The 18,118-nt window shown below is 71.7% G+C and carries 16 protein-coding genes; 12 read left to right on the top strand and 4 right to left on the bottom strand.

The features are described 5' to 3' along the window. Window positions 1-34 precede the first annotated feature (34 nt). From ACFSE6_RS14800 to ACFSE6_RS14815, 4 genes are read left to right on the top strand one after another with little or no spacing between them, the layout of a single operon-like run. Window positions 35-2,791: a GNAT family N-acetyltransferase gene (locus ACFSE6_RS14800; RefSeq protein WP_388008737.1), complete on the top strand. Its 2,757-nt coding sequence runs from the start codon at window positions 35-37 to the stop codon at window positions 2,789-2,791. A 4-nt stretch (window positions 2,792-2,795) separates the two neighbouring features. Further along, a complete protein-coding gene (locus ACFSE6_RS14805; protein WP_388008740.1) occupies window positions 2,796-3,371 on the top strand; it encodes a DUF5998 family protein in 576 nt (191 codons plus the stop codon). Continuing rightward, window positions 3,368-4,504: an alkaline phosphatase family protein gene (locus ACFSE6_RS14810; protein ID WP_388008743.1), complete on the top strand. Its 1,137-nt coding sequence runs from the start codon at window positions 3,368-3,370 to the stop codon at window positions 4,502-4,504. The genes ACFSE6_RS14805 and ACFSE6_RS14810 overlap by 4 nt, the downstream gene beginning before the upstream one ends. Continuing rightward, window positions 4,504-5,160 (top strand): thymidine kinase, encoded by a 657-nt coding sequence (locus tag ACFSE6_RS14815; protein ID WP_388008746.1) that lies wholly within the window; start codon window positions 4,504-4,506, stop codon window positions 5,158-5,160. Before ACFSE6_RS14810 ends, ACFSE6_RS14815 begins: the two co-directional genes overlap by 1 nt. 204 nt (window positions 5,161-5,364) lie before the next feature. Here the strand turns inward: ACFSE6_RS14815 and sepH are convergent, their stop codons facing one another. Beyond that, window positions 5,365-6,528, bottom strand: a complete 1,164-nt coding sequence (sepH, locus tag ACFSE6_RS14820) for a septation protein SepH (RefSeq protein WP_388008749.1) — start codon at window positions 6,526-6,528, stop codon at window positions 5,365-5,367. A gap of 185 nt (window positions 6,529-6,713) precedes the next feature. On the opposite strand from sepH, the gene ACFSE6_RS14825 reads away from it, so the two are divergent. Then, a complete protein-coding gene (locus ACFSE6_RS14825; protein WP_388008752.1) occupies window positions 6,714-7,553 on the top strand; it encodes an inositol monophosphatase family protein in 840 nt (279 codons plus the stop codon). A 186-nt stretch (window positions 7,554-7,739) separates the two neighbouring features. Then, window positions 7,740-8,039 (top strand): DUF4193 domain-containing protein, encoded by a 300-nt coding sequence (locus tag ACFSE6_RS14830; protein WP_388008755.1) that lies wholly within the window; start codon window positions 7,740-7,742, stop codon window positions 8,037-8,039. A 10-nt stretch (window positions 8,040-8,049) separates the two neighbouring features. Here the strand turns inward: ACFSE6_RS14830 and ACFSE6_RS14835 are convergent, their stop codons facing one another. Beyond that, window positions 8,050-8,562, bottom strand: a complete 513-nt coding sequence (locus tag ACFSE6_RS14835; RefSeq protein ID WP_388008758.1) for a DUF3093 domain-containing protein — start codon at window positions 8,560-8,562, stop codon at window positions 8,050-8,052. A gap of 78 nt (window positions 8,563-8,640) precedes the next feature. On the opposite strand from ACFSE6_RS14835, the gene ACFSE6_RS14840 reads away from it, so the two are divergent. The 3 genes from ACFSE6_RS14840 to ACFSE6_RS14850 are packed head-to-tail and all read left to right on the top strand — an operon-like array spanning window position 8,641 to window position 10,436. Beyond that, window positions 8,641-9,342 carry a DUF3710 domain-containing protein gene (locus tag ACFSE6_RS14840; protein ID WP_388008761.1) on the top strand — a complete coding sequence of 234 codons (702 nt, stop codon included), beginning with the start codon at window positions 8,641-8,643 and terminating at the stop codon, window positions 9,340-9,342. Next, window positions 9,339-9,713 carry an OB-fold nucleic acid binding domain-containing protein gene (locus ACFSE6_RS14845; protein WP_388008764.1) on the top strand — a complete coding sequence of 125 codons (375 nt, stop codon included), beginning with the start codon at window positions 9,339-9,341 and terminating at the stop codon, window positions 9,711-9,713. Before ACFSE6_RS14840 ends, ACFSE6_RS14845 begins: the two co-directional genes overlap by 4 nt. Continuing rightward, window positions 9,714-10,436, top strand: a complete 723-nt coding sequence (locus ACFSE6_RS14850) for a DUF3159 domain-containing protein (protein ID WP_388008767.1) — start codon at window positions 9,714-9,716, stop codon at window positions 10,434-10,436. Here the strand turns inward: ACFSE6_RS14850 and ACFSE6_RS14855 are convergent. Both ACFSE6_RS14855 and ACFSE6_RS14860 read right to left on the bottom strand, forming a co-directional pair. Next, complete coding sequence (locus tag ACFSE6_RS14855; protein WP_388008770.1) at window positions 10,354-11,070, bottom strand: potassium channel family protein; 717 nt, start codon at window positions 11,068-11,070, stop codon at window positions 10,354-10,356. The two genes, ACFSE6_RS14850 and ACFSE6_RS14855, sit on opposite strands and share 83 nt — an antisense overlap. Then, window positions 11,070-11,744 (bottom strand): potassium channel family protein, encoded by a 675-nt coding sequence (locus ACFSE6_RS14860; protein WP_465254162.1) that lies wholly within the window; start codon window positions 11,742-11,744, stop codon window positions 11,070-11,072. Before ACFSE6_RS14860 ends, ACFSE6_RS14855 begins: the two co-directional genes overlap by 1 nt. Window positions 11,745-11,808: 64 nt before the next feature. On the opposite strand from ACFSE6_RS14860, the gene ACFSE6_RS14865 reads away from it, so the two are divergent. From ACFSE6_RS14865 to ACFSE6_RS14875, 3 genes are all read left to right on the top strand, one after another. Further along, window positions 11,809-13,809: an APC family permease gene (locus ACFSE6_RS14865; RefSeq protein WP_388008773.1), complete on the top strand. Its 2,001-nt coding sequence runs from the start codon at window positions 11,809-11,811 to the stop codon at window positions 13,807-13,809. Next, window positions 13,806-15,155, top strand: coding sequence for a class I SAM-dependent RNA methyltransferase (locus ACFSE6_RS14870; protein WP_388008776.1), 1,350 nt, complete (start codon window positions 13,806-13,808; stop codon window positions 15,153-15,155). Before ACFSE6_RS14865 ends, ACFSE6_RS14870 begins: the two co-directional genes overlap by 4 nt. 119 nt (window positions 15,156-15,274) lie before the next feature. Beyond that, window positions 15,275-18,109, top strand: a complete 2,835-nt coding sequence (locus tag ACFSE6_RS14875) for an aconitate hydratase (protein WP_388008779.1) — start codon at window positions 15,275-15,277, stop codon at window positions 18,107-18,109. Window positions 18,110-18,118: the final 9 nt, after the last annotated feature.

Genomic DNA, 18,118 nt, shown 5'->3' on the forward strand with positions numbered 1-18,118 from the left:
GGATTCCTGCAGCGATTGCCTAGGCTCTGCCTCTATGGAGGGGCCCGCGGAGCGCTATCCCAGCCAGTGGGAGGCCGATGTCGTCCTGCGTGACGGCACGCCGATGCACATCCGCCCGATCCGGCCGGACGACGCCGAGGCGCTCCAGCGGATGCACCTCGCGCAGTCCGAGCAATCGCGGTACCTGAGGTTCTTCGCGCCGGTCGGCCGGCTCAGTGACCGTGACCTCCATCGGTTCACGCACGTCGACCACGTCGAGCGGGTGGCCCTGGTCCTCACCCTCGGCGGTGAGATCCGTGCCGTCGGACGGTTCGACGTGGTCGGAGCCGGCGTGGCGGAGGTCGGGTTCTACGTCGCCGACACCGAACACGGGCGCGGCCTGGGATCGGTCCTCCTGGAGCACCTCGCCGCAGCGGGCCGGGACCGTGGCATCCATACCTTCGTGGCCGATGTGCTGCCCACCAACGCACGGATGGTCCGGGTGTTCACCGACGCGGGCTACGACGTCGCCCAGGAGTACGACGACGGCGTCCTGTCGGTGTCCTTCTCCATCGAGGAGACGGAACGGTCCTGGCGTGTCATGGCCGAACGGGAACGTCACACCGAGGCACTGAGCATGCGCAGCGTCCTCGCGGCGTCCTCGGTGCTCGTTGCTCGCCTCGGCGAAGAGGAGCACCCGAGCGCCACGCTCGCCCACGCCGCCGCGCGGTCCTTGTTCCGCAGCGGGTTCGACGGTCCCGTCCAGCTGGTCGGCCTCGCCGCCGAGCCGGCGCGAGGGGACCTGACGTGCCACGATCGGCTCGCCGACGCCACGCCGCCCGTGGAGCTGGCCGTCCTCGCCGGTCCGCCGGACGAGATCGTCGACGCCGTCCCACAACTGAGGGAACTCGAGGTTCGTTCCCTCGTCGTGCTCTCTCACGGTTTCGGCGAGCAGGGGCCGGAGGGGATGGCACGCCAACGGACCCTGCTGCGCAGGATCAGGGAGGCCGGTGTCCGGCTGGTGGGCCCGGCCAGTTACGGCGTGGTGGGACACGGCGACGCCGGCCGCTACGACCTCAGCCTCTGGAGTGGGGACGACGCGCCCGCACTCCTGCGGCCGCCCACCGCCGCGGGCGAGCAGGAATCGGTAGGACTCGGACTGTTCTGCCAGTCGGCCCCCGGCGGATACGCGCTGCGCCGTGCCGCGCGCGACCGGGGACTGCCCGTCTCGAGTTTCCTGTCCTCCGGGCTGCGCACCGACGTCTCGGGCAACGACACACTCCAGTTCTGGTCCGTGCACGAGCCCACGGCGGTCGGCGCGGTGTACCTGGAGTCGATCGGCAATCCGCGCAAGTTCTCCCGCATCGCGCGCCGCCTCTCGGCCAGCAAGCCGCTGGTGGCGGTGGTCTCCGGCAGCACGGGCCAGGCGACGCCGCCCGGCCATGCCGTGCGCACCTCGTCCCAACCGCAACGGGTGCTGACGGAGATGATGCGGCAGGCCGGCTTCGTCCGCGCCCGCAACATCTCGGAGATGCTCGACGTCTCAGCACTGCTGCTGGCCCAGCCGTTGCCGGCCGGTCCACGCACCGCGGTGGTCTCCTCCTCGACCTCGCTCGCCGCGCTCGTCACCGACGTCGCGGCCGCTCACGAGCTTCCTCTCGCGGGCCGCCCGGTCGTGCTCGATCCGTTCGCCGGTCCGGAGGACTACGCCGCTGCGTTCGAGGCACTTCTCGCCCGCGAGGACTGGGACAACGTCGTGGTCGCCCTCGCCGCCCCGGTGGGGGAGACCGACCCGCAGATCGCGGCCGCCCTCGCCCGGGCGGCCGCGGCCGACGGCCGGACCTGGGTGGCCAGCGCGCAGGGACTGGTCGGACTGACCGACGAGCTTTCGGCGGATGGGGCGACGGTGCCGTCGATGGTCACGGTCGAGGACGCCGTGTCCGCCCTGGCCGGAGCAGTACGCCACGCTGACTGGCGCGCCGGCGCGAGCGACCCGCTGGTCGATCTGCCCGGTGTGGATCCCGTCGTCGCACGCCGCATCGTGGCCGAGCCGTTGTCCGACCTACCTGCCGGTACCCGCCTCACCCTCGACGCGGCCACCGCCTCGGCGCTGCTCGCGACGTACGGCATCGAGGTGCTGCCCTCCACCACGGTGGCGGACGCGGAGGCTGCTGTCGCCGCGGCCGAGCGCTTCGGGTACCCGGTGGCCCTGAAGACCTCGAGCGAGGTCCTGCGCCACCGGGCCGACCTCGGAGGTGTCAGTCTCGATCTGTCGGACCCGGACGACGTCCGCGAGGCCTACGAGCGCCTGTGCGCCCGCACACGCCGGTTCCTCGGCCGCGACGTCGCCGTCGAGGTCCAACCGATGGCGCCCACCGGCGTGGCGTGCGTGGTGCGCGGGACGGAGGATGATCTGTACGGACCGGTGGTCGCCTTCGGCCTCGGTGGCGACGCGACCGAACTGCTCGGTGACGTCTCCTACCGGATTCCGCCGTTGACCGCAGCCGACGTGCGCGACATGGTCCGCTCGGTCCGGGCGGCGCCGCGGCTGCTCGGGCACCGCGGTCTGCCGGCGGTGGACATCGGCGCCCTCGAGGACCTCGTAGCGCGGGTGTCGATGCTCACCGACGATCTGCCGGAGGTCGCGGAGGTCGTCCTCAACCCGGTCATCGTCGCCGAGCACGGCGCACAGATCGCCGGCTTCACCGTGCGGGTGGCGCGCCCGGTGCGCCAGGACGCCGGGCGGCGGATGCTGCCGGCTGCACAGCCGGGATGGCCGTCGGACGCCTCCACGGCGTCCGTGGAAGAATGAACCGGTGCTGACCGATCTCGCCAAGCAACTTCGGGCGGACCTCGATCGCGCCGGGTACTACCCGGACGTGGTGGCGGGCGTCATCGACGTGGCGCTGGCCGACGAGCCCGTCGTCTCGTTCCTGGTGCATCCGGAGACGACGTTCGACGAAACCGAGGTCTTCCGCCACCTCACGGCCCTGGTCCTGACCCCGTCCCGGCTCGTGATCGCGCACGTCGACGATGCCCCGGGGGAGCAGGCGGGCCCGGCCGCGCTGGCCACCACGGACGCCGTCGCGTTGAACCGGGTCCGCTCCGTGACCCTGACGCACGGTGTCAGCGAGCCCGCGCGCGGCAGCGCCATGCAGACCCAGGAACTGACGCTCGCCGTGAACTGGGGCACCGCGCAGTCGGTCGACCTGCAGCCCGCGTCGTGCGGGGACCCGGAGTGTGAGGCCGACCACGGTTATACCGGCACGCTCGCCCCCGAGGGCGTCGAGCTGCGCATCAGCGCGCACGCCGAAGGCTCTGCGGCGTTGCGTGGCGCCATCGACTTCGCACGGGCACTCTCCGCGGCGACCGCGAGGAACGCGCCGGCGTGAGCGACGAGGGCCGCCATATCCGGGCCGTCCTCTCAGGCGCGCTGGACGCCGTCGGTCTGCCCACCGCGTCCGCGGACCGGACCTCGGACCAGGACCGTGCCGACCTCGGCCTGCCGCAGGCCGAGAAAGTGTGCGTGGTCCTCGTCGACGGGCTGGGAACGAGGATGCTCACCGAGCGCGGCGGTCATGCGCCCTTCCTCCGCGCGAGGCTTCCCGAGGCACTCACCCTGGCCAGCACCTTCCCCTCGACGACGGCGTCGGCGCTGACCGCACTCGGAACGGGCGAGCTGCCCGGCGCCACCGGCATGCTCGGCTTCAGCCTGCGTGACCCCGTCCACGGCGGGCTGCTGAACCTGATCTCGTGGGAGAACAGTCAGGTCCGTCCGCGCGAGTGGCAGCGGGTGGACACGCTGCCGGAACAGCTCGCCGGCCGCGGCGAGGCCACGTCGGTGGTCGGCGTCGGCCCGGCCCGCTTCGTCGGATCCGGCCTGACCGAGTGCGCGTTCCGGGGGATGCGCAACGTCTCCGCGGAGTCGCTCGGTGACCGTGTGGACGCCACTGCGCGCGCCCTGCGGCGCCCCGACGTCCGTGCCGTCTACCTGTACTGGGGCGAGGTCGACCACCTCGGCCACCGGCACGGCTGGGGGTCGTGGCAGTGGGGCGAGGAGGTCACCGCGACGGACGGTGAGCTGGCGCGCCTCGCCCGCGTGCTGCCCGCCGGCACGCTCCTGCTCATCACCGCGGACCACGGCATGGTCGACGTCAGTCGCCGCACCGACGTTGCCCACATGCCGGAACTCGCCCGGGATGTCGAGCTCGTCGCCGGTGAGGGGCGCGCCGCCCACATCTACACGGCGCCCGGCCGCGCCGCGCAGGTGGCCGCGCGCTGGCGTGACGTCTTCGGTGACCGAGCCGCGATCTTCGAGCGGAGCGACCTGGTCGCCTCCGGTCTCCTCGGCCGGGACACCCACCGGGCCGACGCGGCCGGCGATGTGGTCGCGGTGCTCGGCGGAGAAGAGGTGGTGGTGGACTCGCGAAGCCAACCTCCCGGGATGGTCGGACTCGTCGGGGTCCACGGGGGACTCACCGCGGCCGAGATGGAGGTCCCCCTGATCCGCGAGGTGATCGGATAGTGGCTGAGCTGGTCTTCTTCTCCGGCACGATGGACTCGGGCAAGTCGACGCTCGCGCTGCAGATCGATCACAACCATGCCGCCCGCGGTCTCGCCGGCGTCATCTACTCACGCGACGACCGCGCCGGTTCGGGTGTGCTGTCCTCCCGGTTGGGGCTGTCGGTGGAGTCTGTGGAGGTCACCGACGCCACCGACTTCTGGGCGGACGTCGTCCGCCGACGCACCCGGGGCGGCCGGGTGGACTACCTCGTCTGCGATGAGGTGCAGTTCTACACGACGGCACAGGTCGAGCAGCTCGCCCGGCTGGTCGACGAGATCGGCCTGGACGTCTACGCCTTCGGCATCACCACGGACTTCCGCACCAAGTTGTTCCCGGGGTCGGCGCGGCTCATCGAACTGGCCGACCGGGTCGAACGACTCCAGGTCGAGGCCCTGTGTTGGTGCGGAGCACGTGCGACCCACAACGCCCGGACGGTCGGCGGCATCATGGTGACCGAAGGCGAACAGGTGGTTGTCGGTGACACCGAGCGTCCGGAGGTCCAGGTCGGCTACGAGGTGCTGTGCCGCAAGCACCACCTCCGCAGGATGACGGCGGCCGCCGCGCACGCGGCCAGCCTGAGCCCGGCGACCCTGCCGCTCGAGGACGACTCGGTGTGAAGTCCGCAGGTGTCGGCACCGCGTCGCACACTGGATCCGTGTCCGACCGTCCCGACGTGCCACCGGAGTGCGTGCAGGCACCGGAGCCTCTCGCGGCACAGGTAGAGCGGCCGGGCGCGCCGGCGCCGCACGAGACGCTCTGATCCAGGTCGGCCGGCCGCAGGTCGGTGGCCGGCGGCGGTTGGCGGTGCGCGTGGGCAACCGCTATTCGGGCCGCGCGCCGAAGACGATCTCGTCCCAGCTGGGGACGCTGCGGCGGTTGCGGCGCCGCGAGCGCCGCGTGTTCTGCTGCGGGGACTGGCTCTGCTCGGCCGGCTGTTCGTCCTGGGGTGGAGGCGACGCCTCGGGCTCCTCGGCGGGCAGCGCCGGCGTCGTGCCCGGACCGTCCTCGCTGCCGCTCCGGCGCCGAGGCAGCGACAGGACGTGGGCGTCGCGTGCCTCCTCGGGCCGGGAGGCGGGTGGATGTGCTGCCGGAGGCCAGAGTGCGTCCCCGTCCTCCGCCTCGAGTTCGGGCTGGAGCTCGACGCGCGTGCCTCGGCTCGCGGCGAGTTCTGCCAGCAGGGTCTCCGTCCCGTCGTCTCGGTGCGTCGCGCCGGCGGACGCGGCCGGGGCCGAGCCGGCCGAGGGCGCCTCCTGCGCGGATCCGGCCGGTGTCGCCGCCGACCGGGTGGAACGTCCACTCGGCGACGCGGGGGAGGTCGACGACGGTGCGGTTCCGGCAGTGCCGGTAGGGCCAGTAGGGCCGGTGGGGCCAGAGCGGTCACCGACGACGGCGTTCAGGTGCCGTTTGGCCGGCTGCGGTGGCGCACCGAGCTCGGTCTCGGAGAGCCAGCGACCTTCGTCGTCGACGGCGTGCAAGGTGCGGTTGGCCAGGTCGACGGACCAGCGAGCCTCGCGCTCCCGGTCGCCGGCGAGGAAGGTGGCGACCACCTCCCAGGGCTTGCCTGCCCGGCGTACCGCCGTCCACTCGAGCGTCTCGACGTCGACACCACGCGCGGCCAGGCGGTCCAGCACCAGATCGCCGAGCCGCGGAGCGTCGGTCTCCCGCCCCACCCGTTGGTTCTGCGCCTGCTGGACCACCCAGTCACGTTCAGCGACCACGGGCCCGTGGTAGCGCCGCACGTGGTCCTCAGGAAGGCCCGAGCGCTCGGCCACCTCGGCGACGGACGCGCCGGCGCGCAGGTACGCCTGGATCTCCTTGGGGCGCAGCACAGTGTCCCCCTGCTCGGCCTCCAGTCGTGGCCTATCCCGGCGGACGGCAGCCCGCAGCGCGTCATCGATCGCCAGACGGTAGCGGCGACCCTCCTGGTCGGTGAGCGTGAGGTGCTCGCCGTCACCGTGCAGCCCGAGCAGTTCGAGCTCAACCATGAAACCTCCTCGAAGGGTCATCTCAGAGCCTGCCACCTCACGGCGTCAGGTCCCGGGATTGGCGCCGGTGTGTTCGCGCGCCGGACGGCGGGACACGTACCGGGTCGACAACCGGCGCCGGATTCCGCACAGTGGCACTCGGCGCCGCGCCGCGGCGTCGTCCCCGCCGAGCCAGGAGGCCGCCCGTGCACGACCCGCTCCCGTCCGACCCGCCCGAGCATCCGCGCGTCCTGGCGAGGTTGTGCGAGGAGTTCGCCCGCACGGCCGGGGAACACGTGCGCAACCGCGCGGGCGACCACGGCGGCGTCGCCGCGACCAAGTCCTCTGCCGTCGATGTCGTCACGGCCGTGGACACCGAGTCCGAGGCACTGCTGCGGGAGATGATCGCCCGAGCCCGCCCGGACGACGCCGTGCTTGGGGAGGAGGCCGGGACCTCGACCGGCACGTCCGGTCTGACCTGGGTCCTGGATCCGATCGACGGCACCGTGAACTATCTCTACGGCATCCCGTCCTACGCCGTGTCGGTGGCGGTCGTCGCCGGGGATCCCGATCCGGCCGCGTGGAACCAGCTCGCCGGCTGCGTGCATGCGGTGGCCGACGGCACCACCTGGACCGCGGCTCGGGGTGAGGGCGCCTGGCGCGACGGCACGCGGCTCGGTCCACGGCCGGAGCCCCCGCTCGCCGAGAGCCTCATCGGCACCGGGTTCGGCTACGACGCCGCCAAACGCGGCCGTCAGGGGCAGGTCGTCGCCCGCATGCTGCCGAGCGTGCGGGACATCCGACGCATCGGGTCGGCCGCCATCGACCTGTGCCTGGTCGCCGACGGCCGCCTCGACGCGTTCTTCGAGAACGGCCTCAACCCGTGGGACATGGCTGCCGGCAGTCTCGTCATCACCGAGGCCGGGGGCGTCGTCGAGGATCTCGACGGCGGACGTCCACGGCGCGAGATGACGCTGGCCGGCCCTGCCGGCCTGGTCCGGGAACTCGCCGATCTGCTGCGTACCTGTGACGCCGAATCGGTCTGAGGACGTGTGAGGTCAGTCACCGAGATCGACCCTGCGGACAAACCCGTTCGCACCAGTGCGCCCGGTGGTGCACAATCCGGTGTCCGCGGGAACAAATGCGGCTCGCGGACGTTTCCCCGGGTACCTGCCCCCGGGGATGTCGCCCCACCACCATGACGAGTAGAAGAACCGGAGCGTGACGCCGAGATGGCGACCGACTACGACGCACCGCGCAAGAACGAAGAGGACCTCTCCGAGGACTCCATCGAAGAACTGAAGGCCCGCCGGTCGGAGAAGAGCTCGCCGACGGTGGACGAGGACGAGGCCGAGGTCGCCGAAGGCTTCGAGCTGCCGGGCGCGGACCTGTCCGGCGAGGAGCTCTCGGTGCGGGTCCTGCCGCGCCAGGCCGACGAGTTCACCTGCGCCAAGTGCTTCCTGGTGCACCACCGCAGCCAGCTCGCCTACGAGGACGGCGGCCAGCTCGTCTGCTCGGAGTGCGCCGCCTGAGGCCGACCGTTCACGCCCCGGACGAGTCCACACGCCGGCCCGCCGCAGCCAGGAGCTGCGCGGGCCGGCGTGTGCATATCAGCCAGTAGGGCGTCGCGTCCCGGGCGTCCGTGACCTCGAACCGGACCGCGGTGCGGACCCAGGACCGGTGACACACGTACGCCCGCGCATCGGCCTCGACGCCGAGCAGGCGCCGGATCCCCTCGGCGTCGACCTCCTCCGCGGCGCCCAGTGCGGCGAGCGGGATGACCGCACCGCCGGCCCGCAGGCGCCTCGCCTCACCAGAGGCGCCGTCGGAGGGGTCGCCGCCCGCCCCCACCTCGATCACCGGCGACGTCGCCAGCACCACGGCGGCGAGGCCGCCCGCCACCGCCACCCCGGCAGCGACGGCGACCGCCGGCCCCCAGAACGAGCCCGCAAGGGCCGCCAACCCGCCGGCGATCACCGCAAGCAGATACACACTCGGGGGCGGCGAGAGGCGTTCGCGGTAGTCGGCGGGCGGGCGCGATCGTGCCGTGGTCACGCGACCACTGTGCCACGCGGGTACAGTCGAGGCCGCCGAGTCGCCCCCGGCCCGCACGAGTGAGGAGTCCCGAGGTTCATGAGCTGGTTCTCGCGCCGCAAGCGCGACCGCGACACCGTCGACGCCCCCGCCGCGGAGCCGGCGCCGGCGGCTCCCAGTGGCCCCGGACCGCACAACGTCGCGGACCTGCCGCAGCTCGGCTCACGACTGGACCTCGGGGCACTGCGGATCCCGGCGCGCCCGGAGATGCAGGTGCGCCTCGAGGTCGAGAAGAAGACGAGGAACGCCGTCGCCGTCACGCTCGCGCGGGCCGGATCCGCTCTCCAACTCCAGGCCTTCGCCGCGCCGCGCTCCTCGGGGATCTGGGAGGACCTGCGCAGTGAGATCGCGGAGTCGGTGAACAAGCAAGGCGGGACCACCGAGGAGGTCGAGGGGCGCTTCGGCACCGAGTTACTGGCTCGCCTGCCGGTCAAGACGCCGGACGGCGGCACCGGCCACCGTCCGGCCCGCTTCATCGGGGTGGACGGCGCACGATGGTTCGTCCGCGGCGTGGTGACCGGGCGCGCCGCCGTCGACGCCGACGCCGCCCGTGAGCTGGAGGACGTACTCGCCGACGTCGTGGTGGTCCGCGGCAGCGAACCGCACGCCCCACGCGACGTGCTCGTGCTGCGTCCGCCGGGCAAGGCCGGCGAGTCCACCGGCGGGGAGACACCGCACAGCGGGCCGTTGGACGCCGACGCCGTCATGCGGCGTGGCCCGGAGATCACCGAGATCCGATGACCCTCGTCGACCGCGTCCGCCGGCTCACCGCCTCCCGTACCGAACTCGAGGCGGACGAGGAGCGCCGCATCAGCCACCGGCCCGGTTGCTGCCCGGTCCGCGATCTCGTCCCGCGGCGTCGGGCCACCGTGGCGGGGAAGGTGGCCGCCTTGACGTACCGCCCGAAGGACCGCACGCCCGCGGTCACCGCTCGCCTGACCGACGGCACCGGCACGATCGACCTGATCTTCCTGGGCCGGCGAGAGGTCCGGGGGGTGGCACCCGGCCGCCGGCTGGTCGCCGAAGGCATGATCTGCGACGAGAACGGCCGGCCTGCGATGTTCAACCCGAACTACCGCCTCCTGCCGCGTGGCTCGGCCGAGGAGCGCTGAATGAACGAGCAGGAGAACGAGCGGCCGGCCGCCGACCAGCGTTCCACCGACGATGCCGAACTCGGGCGCGCCGTCGCCGGCGCCGCGCGCGGATCGGCCTTCCGCCATCTGGCCGGGGAGAACTTCTCCGTGCTCGACGCCGTCGGCGGGATCCGCGGACTCGTCGAGTCGGTCGCCCCTGGCCTGGTCTTCGTCGTCGTCTTCATCGCGACGCGGGAGATCGGCCCACCCCTTATCGCCTCGCTGGCCGTGGCCGTCGTGGCGATGGTCGCCCGGCTCATCGCGCGCACGCCGATCACCCAGGCCGCCGGGGGACTGTTCGGCGTCGCGATCGGCGTGATCTGGGCCTGGCGCACCGGCGAGGCTCAGGACTACTTCGTTCTCGGGCTGTGGACGAACGCCGCCTACGCCGTCGGCGTCGCGCTGTCCGCCCTGCTGCGCTGGCCGGTGGTCGGCGTGGTCGTCGCACTGCTGCGCGGACAGGACTTCTCCTGGCGCTCGGACCCGGCGCAGGCCGCCCGCCGGCGGCGGTACGCCGCCGCGACCTGGCTCTGGGTGGGCATGTTCCTGCTCCGTCTCGCGGTGCAGGTGCCGTTGTACCTTCAGGCCGAGGTGGCCTGGCTCGGCACCGCCCGGCTCGTCATGGGGCTTCCGCTGTGGGCTCTGACCCTGTGGCTGACGTGGGCTCTGGTGCGGGAGAAAGCATCTGCTGAAGGCCGCTGAGCTCGTCCTCGGCGACCGCGGAGAGCACCAGGAGGAGCTCGTCGCCTGCTTCCAGGGTGTCGTCCGGGCTCGGCGCGATGGGTCGGTCCTCGCGGATGATCGCCGCCAGCACCGCGTCCGGGGGCCACCGTAGCTCGCCGACCCGCTTGCCCACCACAGGGGACGTGGAAGGCAACGTGACCTCGTGCATGCTCGCGCCGGACTGGTGGAACCGGAAGATGCGCACCAGGTCACCGACCGCAACGGCCTCCTCCACCAGTGCGGTCATGATCCGCGGGGTGGAGACCGGCACGTCCACCCCCCACGCATCGTCGAACATCCACTCGTTCTTGGGATTGTTGATCCGGGCCACCGTCCGCGGGACGCCGAACTCGGTCTTCGCCAACAGGGAGACGACGAGATTGACCTTGTCGTCTCCGGTGGCGGCCACCATCACGTCACAGTCCTCGGCGCCGACCTCCGCCAGGGCACTCGGCTCACACGCGTCGGCCAGCAGCCAGTCGGCCTCCGCGACGGAGGCGACACGCATGGCCGTGGGGTTGCGGTCCATGAGGGTGACCTCGTGCCCGTGCACGAGCAACTCCCGCGCGATGGAGCGGCCCACCGACCCCGCTCCGGCGATCACGACCCGCATCAGTCCTCCTCGGCCTCTGGTCCGGGGGCGCGTTCCAGGATCCGCTGAACCGCCCCGATCCGGTCCGTCGGCACCATGAGGTGCACGGTGTCGTTCTCCTGGACGACGGCCCGGCGTTCGGGCACCCGACCCTTGCCATGCCGGGTGAGGTACGCGACACGCGCCCGGGCGGCGGACTCGATCCGCTCGATCTCCTCGCCGACCCAGCCGGGGTTGACGTCGCAGCGCACGAGCGAGACGGCGGAGGATGGATCCTGGTACTCACTGAAGGCGCCCATCGGCATCATCCGTCGCAGCACCTGGTCGGCGGTCCATCGCACCGTCGCGACGGTCGGGATGCCGAGCCGGGAGTACACCTCTGCTCGACGCGGGTCATAGATGCGCGCCACCACGTTGCCGACCCCGAAGACCTCGCGGGCCACCCTGGCCGCGATGATGTTGGAGTTGTCACCGTTGGACACGGCGGCGAACGCGTGCGCCTCCTCGATCCCGGCCTGGGTCAACGCGTCCCGGTCGAAACCGAGGGCGGTGACGCGCCGCCCGCCGAAGTCCGCGGGCAGTCGCCGGAAGGCGTCCGGGTTCTGGTCCACGACAGCCACCGAGTGCCCGCTGTCCTCGAGTTGCTCGGCCAGGCTCGCGCCGACACGCCCGCAGCCCATGATCACGAAATGCACGTCGAGGACGCTACCGCGTCTGCCCGGCCGCAGCAGGATCCGTCTGGGCCTAGCATGAACTCCCGTGCCAGGTTTCGCCGAAGGCTTCAAGCGCGTCCTGGTCGGTCGGCCCATGCGGACCGACCGGCTGGCGACGGCGACGCTCCCCAAGCGATTCGCCCTCCCCGTCTTCTCCGCGGACGCCTGGTCCTCGGTGGCCTACGCCCCCGACGAAATCCTGCTGACCCTCTCGCTCGCCGGCCTCGCGGCGCTCACCGTCTCACCGTGGGTTGGCGTCGCGGTGGCCGTCGTCATGATGACCGTGGTCGCCTCGTACCGGCAGACCGTGCGCGCCTACCCCTCCGGCGGCGGCGACTACGAGGTGGCGACCGAGAACCTCGGGCCTCGTGCCGGGTTGACCGTGGCCAGCGCCCTGCTGGTGGACTACGCGCTCACCGTGGCGGTCTCGATTTCCTCGGCGGTGCAGTATCTCGCGGCGACGGTCCCGGCGACGGCGCCGCACATCACCGGTATCGCCGTCGGCATCGTCGCGTTCCTCGCCCTCATCAACCTCCGCGGCGTGCGTGAATCGGGCCGGACGCTCGCGGTGCCGGGCTATCTGTTCATGGGCGCGATCGGGCTCCTGGCCTTTGTCGGGTTCGTGCGGGAGGCCAACGGAACCCTGGAGCCGGCGCCCTCGGCGAGCCTCGAGGTCGCCCCCGTGCCGGGTTTCGAGCAAGGACTCGTGGGTGCGGCCGGTGTGTTCCTGGTCCTGCGCGCGTTCTCCTCCGGTTCGGCGGCACTGACGGGCGTCGAGGCCATCAACAACGGCGTCCCGGCCTTCAAGAAGCCCCGGTCGAAGAACGCGGCGGCCACGCTGCTGCTCCTGGGTCTCATCGGCTCCGCGATGCTGCTGTCGATGCTGCACCTGGCTCGCGCCACGGACGTGCGCTTCGTCCAGGACCCGGCCACACAGCTCCTGCGTGACGGCGAACCGGTGGGGGAGGCGTACCGGCAGGACCCGGTGGTCGGCCAGATCGCCGCCACGGTCTTCGACGGTGCGCCCGTCCTCTTCGTCCTCGTCACGGTGGCGACCGGGATCGTTCTCGTGCTGGCCGCGAACACCGCCTTCAACGGGTTCCCGAGTCTCGGCTCCGTCCTCGCGCGGGACGGGTTCCTGCCGCGCCAGCTCCACACCAGGGGGGACCGGCTCGCCTACTCCAACGGCATCATCGCCCTCGCCCTCGCCGCCGGGTTCCTGGTGTTCGTCTTCGACGCCCAGGTGACGCTGCTCATCCAGCTCTACATCGTGGGCGTGTTCACCTCCTTCACGCTCAGCCAGCTCGGCATGGTCCGCCACTGGACGAGCAGGTTGCGCGTGGAGTCCCGCCCCGGCACTCGGGCCACGATGCGCCGCTCCCGGTTGCTCAACGCCTTCGGCTGCGCGCTCACCGCGTCCGTGCTGATCATCGTCCTGGTCACGAAGTTCACGCACGGCGCGTGGATCACCCTCGGGCTGCTCGCGCTGCTCTACCTAGCGATGACCAGCGTGCGGCGCCACTACGACCGCGTCTCGCGTGAGCTGGTGGTGCCGGACCTGCACGCGGCCAAGGCCCTGCCCGCACGGGTCCACGGGATCGTCCTGCTCTCGCGGCTGCACCAGCCGTCCATGCGGGCGCTCGCGTACGCTCGCGCAACCCGGCCCTCCACCCTGGAGGCCGTCACCGTCGACGTCGACCCCGAGGACACCGACCGGCTGCGCCGCGCGTGGGAGGAGGCCGAGATCCCGGTCCCGCTGACGGTGCTGGACTCGCCGTTCCGCGAAGTGACCCGGCCGGTGGTGGACTACGTGCGCTCGGTCCGCCGCGCCTCGCCCAGAGACCTCGTCGTCGTCTTCCTTCCCGAGTACGTCGTCAGCCGCTGGTGGGAGCAGCTACTGCACAACCAGAGCGCGCTGCGACTGAAGGGCCGGCTGCTCTTCACCCCGGGCGTTGTGCTCGCCTCCGTCCCGTACCAGCTCGACCACGTCGACGACGTCGGCTCCCCGGCCGGGCCGCCCCGGGACGAGAACGAGAGTGATCGATGAGTCCGGACGACCCCGCCCACCCCGTCGTCGAGGTCGGTCCACCCGCGCACGGCGGGCACTGCGTCGCCCGTCTGGACGGGCGCGTCGTCTTCGTCCGGCACGCCGCGCCCGGTGAACGCGTCCGGCTGGCCGTCACCGAGCGCCGGGCCACTTTCTGGCGCGCCGATGCGGTGGAGGTGCTGAGCCCTTCGCCGGACCGTGTGCCGTCCGTGTGGCCGGAGTCGGGCCCCGGTGGTGTCGGCGGGGGAGAGCTGGCACACCTGGCGTTGCCGGCCCAGCGGGAGTGGAAACGGCGCGTGCTCGCCGACACGCTGCGGCGGATCGGAGGTGAGGCGATCGCCGACGACGTCGCGGCCCTGGCCGGCGAGGACGACGCCGTCCCACCGGTCGAGCCCGTAGGGCAGGACGAGGCACGCGGCGGACTCCGGACGCGGACGAGGATCGACCTGACCGTCACCGAGGACGGCCGGGCCGGTATGTACCGGCAGCGGTCCCACGAGGTCCTGCCGATCGAGCACATGCCGCTCGCGCACGAAGCCATCGACGATCTCGGGCTGCTGGGGGAGCGCTCGCCCTGGCGGCATAGGTGGCGGCCGGGAGCGCGCGTCGAGGCGATCGCGCCCAGCGCGGGAGAGCCGCTCGTCCTGGTCGACGGCGAGCCCCCGGCAAGGAAGCGCAGCCGTTCCGCGCTGCCCCGGCGGAACGTGCGCGAGATCGTCGACTCGGCGGTCGGTCGGCTCACCTACCGGGTCTCCGGGTCCGGGTTCTGGCAGGTGCACCGCGACGCGCCGCACGTTCTCGTCGACCTCGTCCTGGCGGCCGCCGGCGACCTCGACGGCGCCCGGGTCGTCGAGCTCTACTCCGGGTCGGGACTCCTGACGCTGCCCCTCGTGCGCGCGGTGGGCCACGCCGGCACGGTCGTGAGCCTCGAGGGCGACGCGGCCGCGGTCCGCGACGCCCGCCGCAACCTGCACGATCACCCGACGGCGCTGCTGCGCCACGGCCGGGTCGATCCGGCGGCCGTGCGCGAGGTCGGGGAGACGGTCGCCGGGGCCCGTACCGGGTCGGCCGGTCCCGACGTCGTCGTGCTCGATCCGCCACGGGCCGGGGCCGGCGCGGACGTCGTCACCGCCATGTGTGACCTGCGTCCGGGGCGCGTGGTGCTGGTGGCGTGCGATCCCGCAGCCTTGGCCCGGGATCTCGCGGCAGCCCGTGAGCACGGGTACGTGCTCGAGTCCCTGCGCCCACTCGACCTGTTTCCGCACACGCACCACATCGAGGCGGTGGCCGCACTCGTGCCCGTTGGACATGACGCCGCGTCGCGAACTATCTTGACGTCGAGATAATTTTCTCGTCGCGCCTGCTGGTGTCGAGTCTGCGTGGGACGATGGGCGGCGGAGGCCGTTGCCCCGCACCGCACGCCGAGGGCCGGCCGGATGACGTGAGCACGAACCGAGGAGTCCATGTGAGTATCGACAGTTTCAAGTCCAGGGGAACGCTCGACGTCGGCGCCGCGTCCTACGAGATCTTCCGCCTCGGCGCCGTGGACGGCCTCGAGCGGCTGCCGTACAGCCTGAAGATCCTCGCCGAGAACCTGCTGCGGACCGAGGACGGCAAGGACGTCACCGCAGAGCACGTGCGCGCGCTGGCCGAGTGGGACCCGCAGGCGGATCCGAGCACGGAGATCCAGTTCACCCCGGCGCGTGTGGTCATGCAGGACTTCACCGGCGTGCCCTGCGTCGTCGACCTGGCGACCATGCGTGAAGCCGTCGCCGAGCTCGGGGGCGACCCGAAGAAGGTCAACCCGCTCGCCCCGGCGGAGCTCGTCATCGACCACTCCGTCGTCATCGACGTCTTCGGCCGTGCCGACGCCTTCGAACGGAACGTCGAGTTCGAGTACGGCCGGAACAAGGAGCGCTACCAGTTCCTACGCTGGGGCCAGACCGCCTTCGACGACTTCAAGGTGGTCCCGCCCGGCACCGGCATCGTCCACCAGGTCAACCTCGAGTACCTCGCCCGGGGTGTCATGACCCGGGAGGTGACCGACGAGGGCGGCAGCGCGGTCACCCGGGCGTACCCGGACACCTGCGTCGGCACCGACTCCCACACCCCGATGGTCAACGGCCTGGGGGTCCTGGGTTGGGGCGTCGGCGGCATCGAGGCCGAGGCGGCGATGCTCGGCCAGCCCGTCTCGATGCTGATTCCCAAGGTCGTCGGCTTCAAGCTCTCCGGCTCGATCCCGTCCGGCGCCACCGCGACCGACGTCGTGCTGACGATCACCGAGATGCTGCGCCAGCACGGGGTGGTCGGCAAGTTCGTCGAGTTCTACGGCGACGGCGTGGCTCAGGTGCCGCTGGCCAATCGGGCGACGATCGGCAACATGAGCCCCGAATTCGGTTCCACGGTCGCGATCTTCCCGATCGACCAGGTCACCGTGGACTACCTGCGACTCACCGGCCGGAGCGAGGACCAGGTCGCCCTGGTCGAGGCCTACGCCAAGGAGCAGGGCCTGTGGCACGACCCGTCGGCCGCCGGGTACACGGAGCCGGTCTACAGCGAGTACCTGGAGCTGGACCTCTCCACCGTGGTCCCCTCCATCGCCGGTCCGAAGCGTCCGCAGGACCGCATCGCGGTCACCGACGCCAAGGCCGCCTTCGCGGACGTCCTGCCCAACTACGTCGGCGAGCACGAGCAGATCGAGGAGACGAGCCTGGACGAGGCCGTCGAGGAGACATTCCCGGCCTCGGACCCGGTCGCCACCGGCGCCACCAACGGTGACCATGACGGCACCCCGGCCGCCCCGGTCCAGCACGCGACAGGACGCGCCCACAAGCGCGTCCCGGTCACGCTCGAGGACGGCCGGCAGACGGAGTTGGACCACGGCGCCGTCGTCATCTCCTCCATCACGTCGTGCACCAACACCTCCAACCCGTCGGTGATGCTCGCCGCCGGCCTGCTGGCCAAGAACGCAGTCGAGAAGGGGCTCGAGGTCAAGCCCTGGGTCAAGACGTCGATGGCGCCCGGGTCCAAGGTGGTGACGAACTACTACGACAAGGCCGGACTGTGGCCCTACCTCGAGAAGCTCGGCTACCACCTCGTCGGTTACGGCTGCACGACGTGCATCGGCAACTCCGGGCCGCTGCCGGAGGAGATCTCCGACGCGGTGAACGAGAACGACCTCGCCGTGGCCTCGGTGCTCTCCGGCAACCGCAACTTCGAGGGCCGGATCAACCCGGACGTGAAGATGAACTACCTCGCGTCCCCGCCCCTGGTCATCGCCTACGGGCTCGCCGGCACGATGGACTTCGACTTCGAGTCCGAGCCGCTCGGCACGGACAGCGAGGGCGAGCCGGTCTACCTCAAGGACATCTGGCCCACGCCGGCCGACGTGGACGCGACGATCGCGAACTCCATCGACTCGGAGATGTTCACCAAGGACTACTCCGACGTCTTCACCGGTGACGATCGGTGGCGGGAGCTGTCGACGCCGGAGGGCGAGACCTTCGCGTGGGACGCCGAGTCGACCTACGTGCGCCGCCCCCCGTACTTCGAGGGGATGCAGGCCGAGCCGGCTCCGGTCGAGGACGTCTCCGGCGCACGTGTCCTGGCCAAGCTCGGGGACTCGGTCACCACCGACCACATCTCGCCGGCCGGCTCGATCAAGCCTGACTCGCCGGCGGGCAAGTACCTCGCCGAGCACGGCGTGGCACGCAAGGACTTCAACAGCTACGGGTCGCGCCGCGGTAACCACGAGGTGATGATCCGCGGCACGTTCGCCAACATCCGGCTGAAGAACCTCCTGCTCGACGGGGTCGAGGGTGGCTTCACCAAGAATTTCCTCACCGGTGAGCAGGACACGATCTTCGACGCGGCGATGGCCTATCAGGACGCCGGCATCCCGCTGGTGATCCTCGGTGGCAAGGAGTACGGCTCCGGCTCCTCCCGCGACTGGGCCGCGAAGGGCACCGCCCTGCTCGGGGTGCGCGCCGTCATCGCCGAGAGCTTCGAGCGCATCCACCGCTCGAACCTCATCGGCATGGGCGTGCTGCCGTTGCAGTTCCCCGAGGGGGAGTCCTACGACTCGCTCGGCCTGGACGGCAGCGAGACGTTCGCCATCGAGGGGATCACGGCCCTGAACGAGGGGCGGACACCCGCCACGGTCAAGGTCACCGCTACCAAGGACGACGGCAGCACCGTCGACTTCGACGCGGTCGTGCGGATCGACACGCCCGGTGAGGCGGACTACTTCCGCAACGGAGGCATCCTGCAGTACGTGCTGCGCCAGCTTGCCGCGTCCTGAGCGGTCCGG

This window comes from Georgenia deserti (genome assembly GCF_042680605.1).
GTDB classification, from domain to species: Bacteria; Actinomycetota; Actinomycetes; order Actinomycetales; family Actinomycetaceae; genus Allobogoriella; species Allobogoriella deserti.

What these genes read in the sequence shown, in the direction of transcription:
- ACFSE6_RS14800 (WP_388008737.1), top strand. Translation starts at nt 35, where the DNA reads ATGGAGGGGCCCGCGGAGCGCTATCCCAGCCAGTGGGAGGCCGATGTC.
- sepH (WP_388008749.1), bottom strand. Translation starts at nt 6,528, where the DNA reads ATGGTTGAGCTCGAACTGCTCGGGCTGCACGGTGACGGCGAGCACCTC.
- ACFSE6_RS14830 (WP_388008755.1), top strand. Translation starts at nt 7,740, where the DNA reads ATGGCGACCGACTACGACGCACCGCGCAAGAACGAAGAGGACCTCTCC.
- ACFSE6_RS14840 (WP_388008761.1), top strand. Translation starts at nt 8,641, where the DNA reads ATGAGCTGGTTCTCGCGCCGCAAGCGCGACCGCGACACCGTCGACGCC.
- ACFSE6_RS14845 (WP_388008764.1), top strand. Translation starts at nt 9,339, where the DNA reads ATGACCCTCGTCGACCGCGTCCGCCGGCTCACCGCCTCCCGTACCGAA.
- ACFSE6_RS14850 (WP_388008767.1), top strand. Translation starts at nt 9,714, where the DNA reads ATGAACGAGCAGGAGAACGAGCGGCCGGCCGCCGACCAGCGTTCCACC.
- ACFSE6_RS14855 (WP_388008770.1), bottom strand. Translation starts at nt 11,070, where the DNA reads ATGCGGGTCGTGATCGCCGGAGCGGGGTCGGTGGGCCGCTCCATCGCG.
- ACFSE6_RS14870 (WP_388008776.1), top strand. Translation starts at nt 13,806, where the DNA reads ATGAGTCCGGACGACCCCGCCCACCCCGTCGTCGAGGTCGGTCCACCC.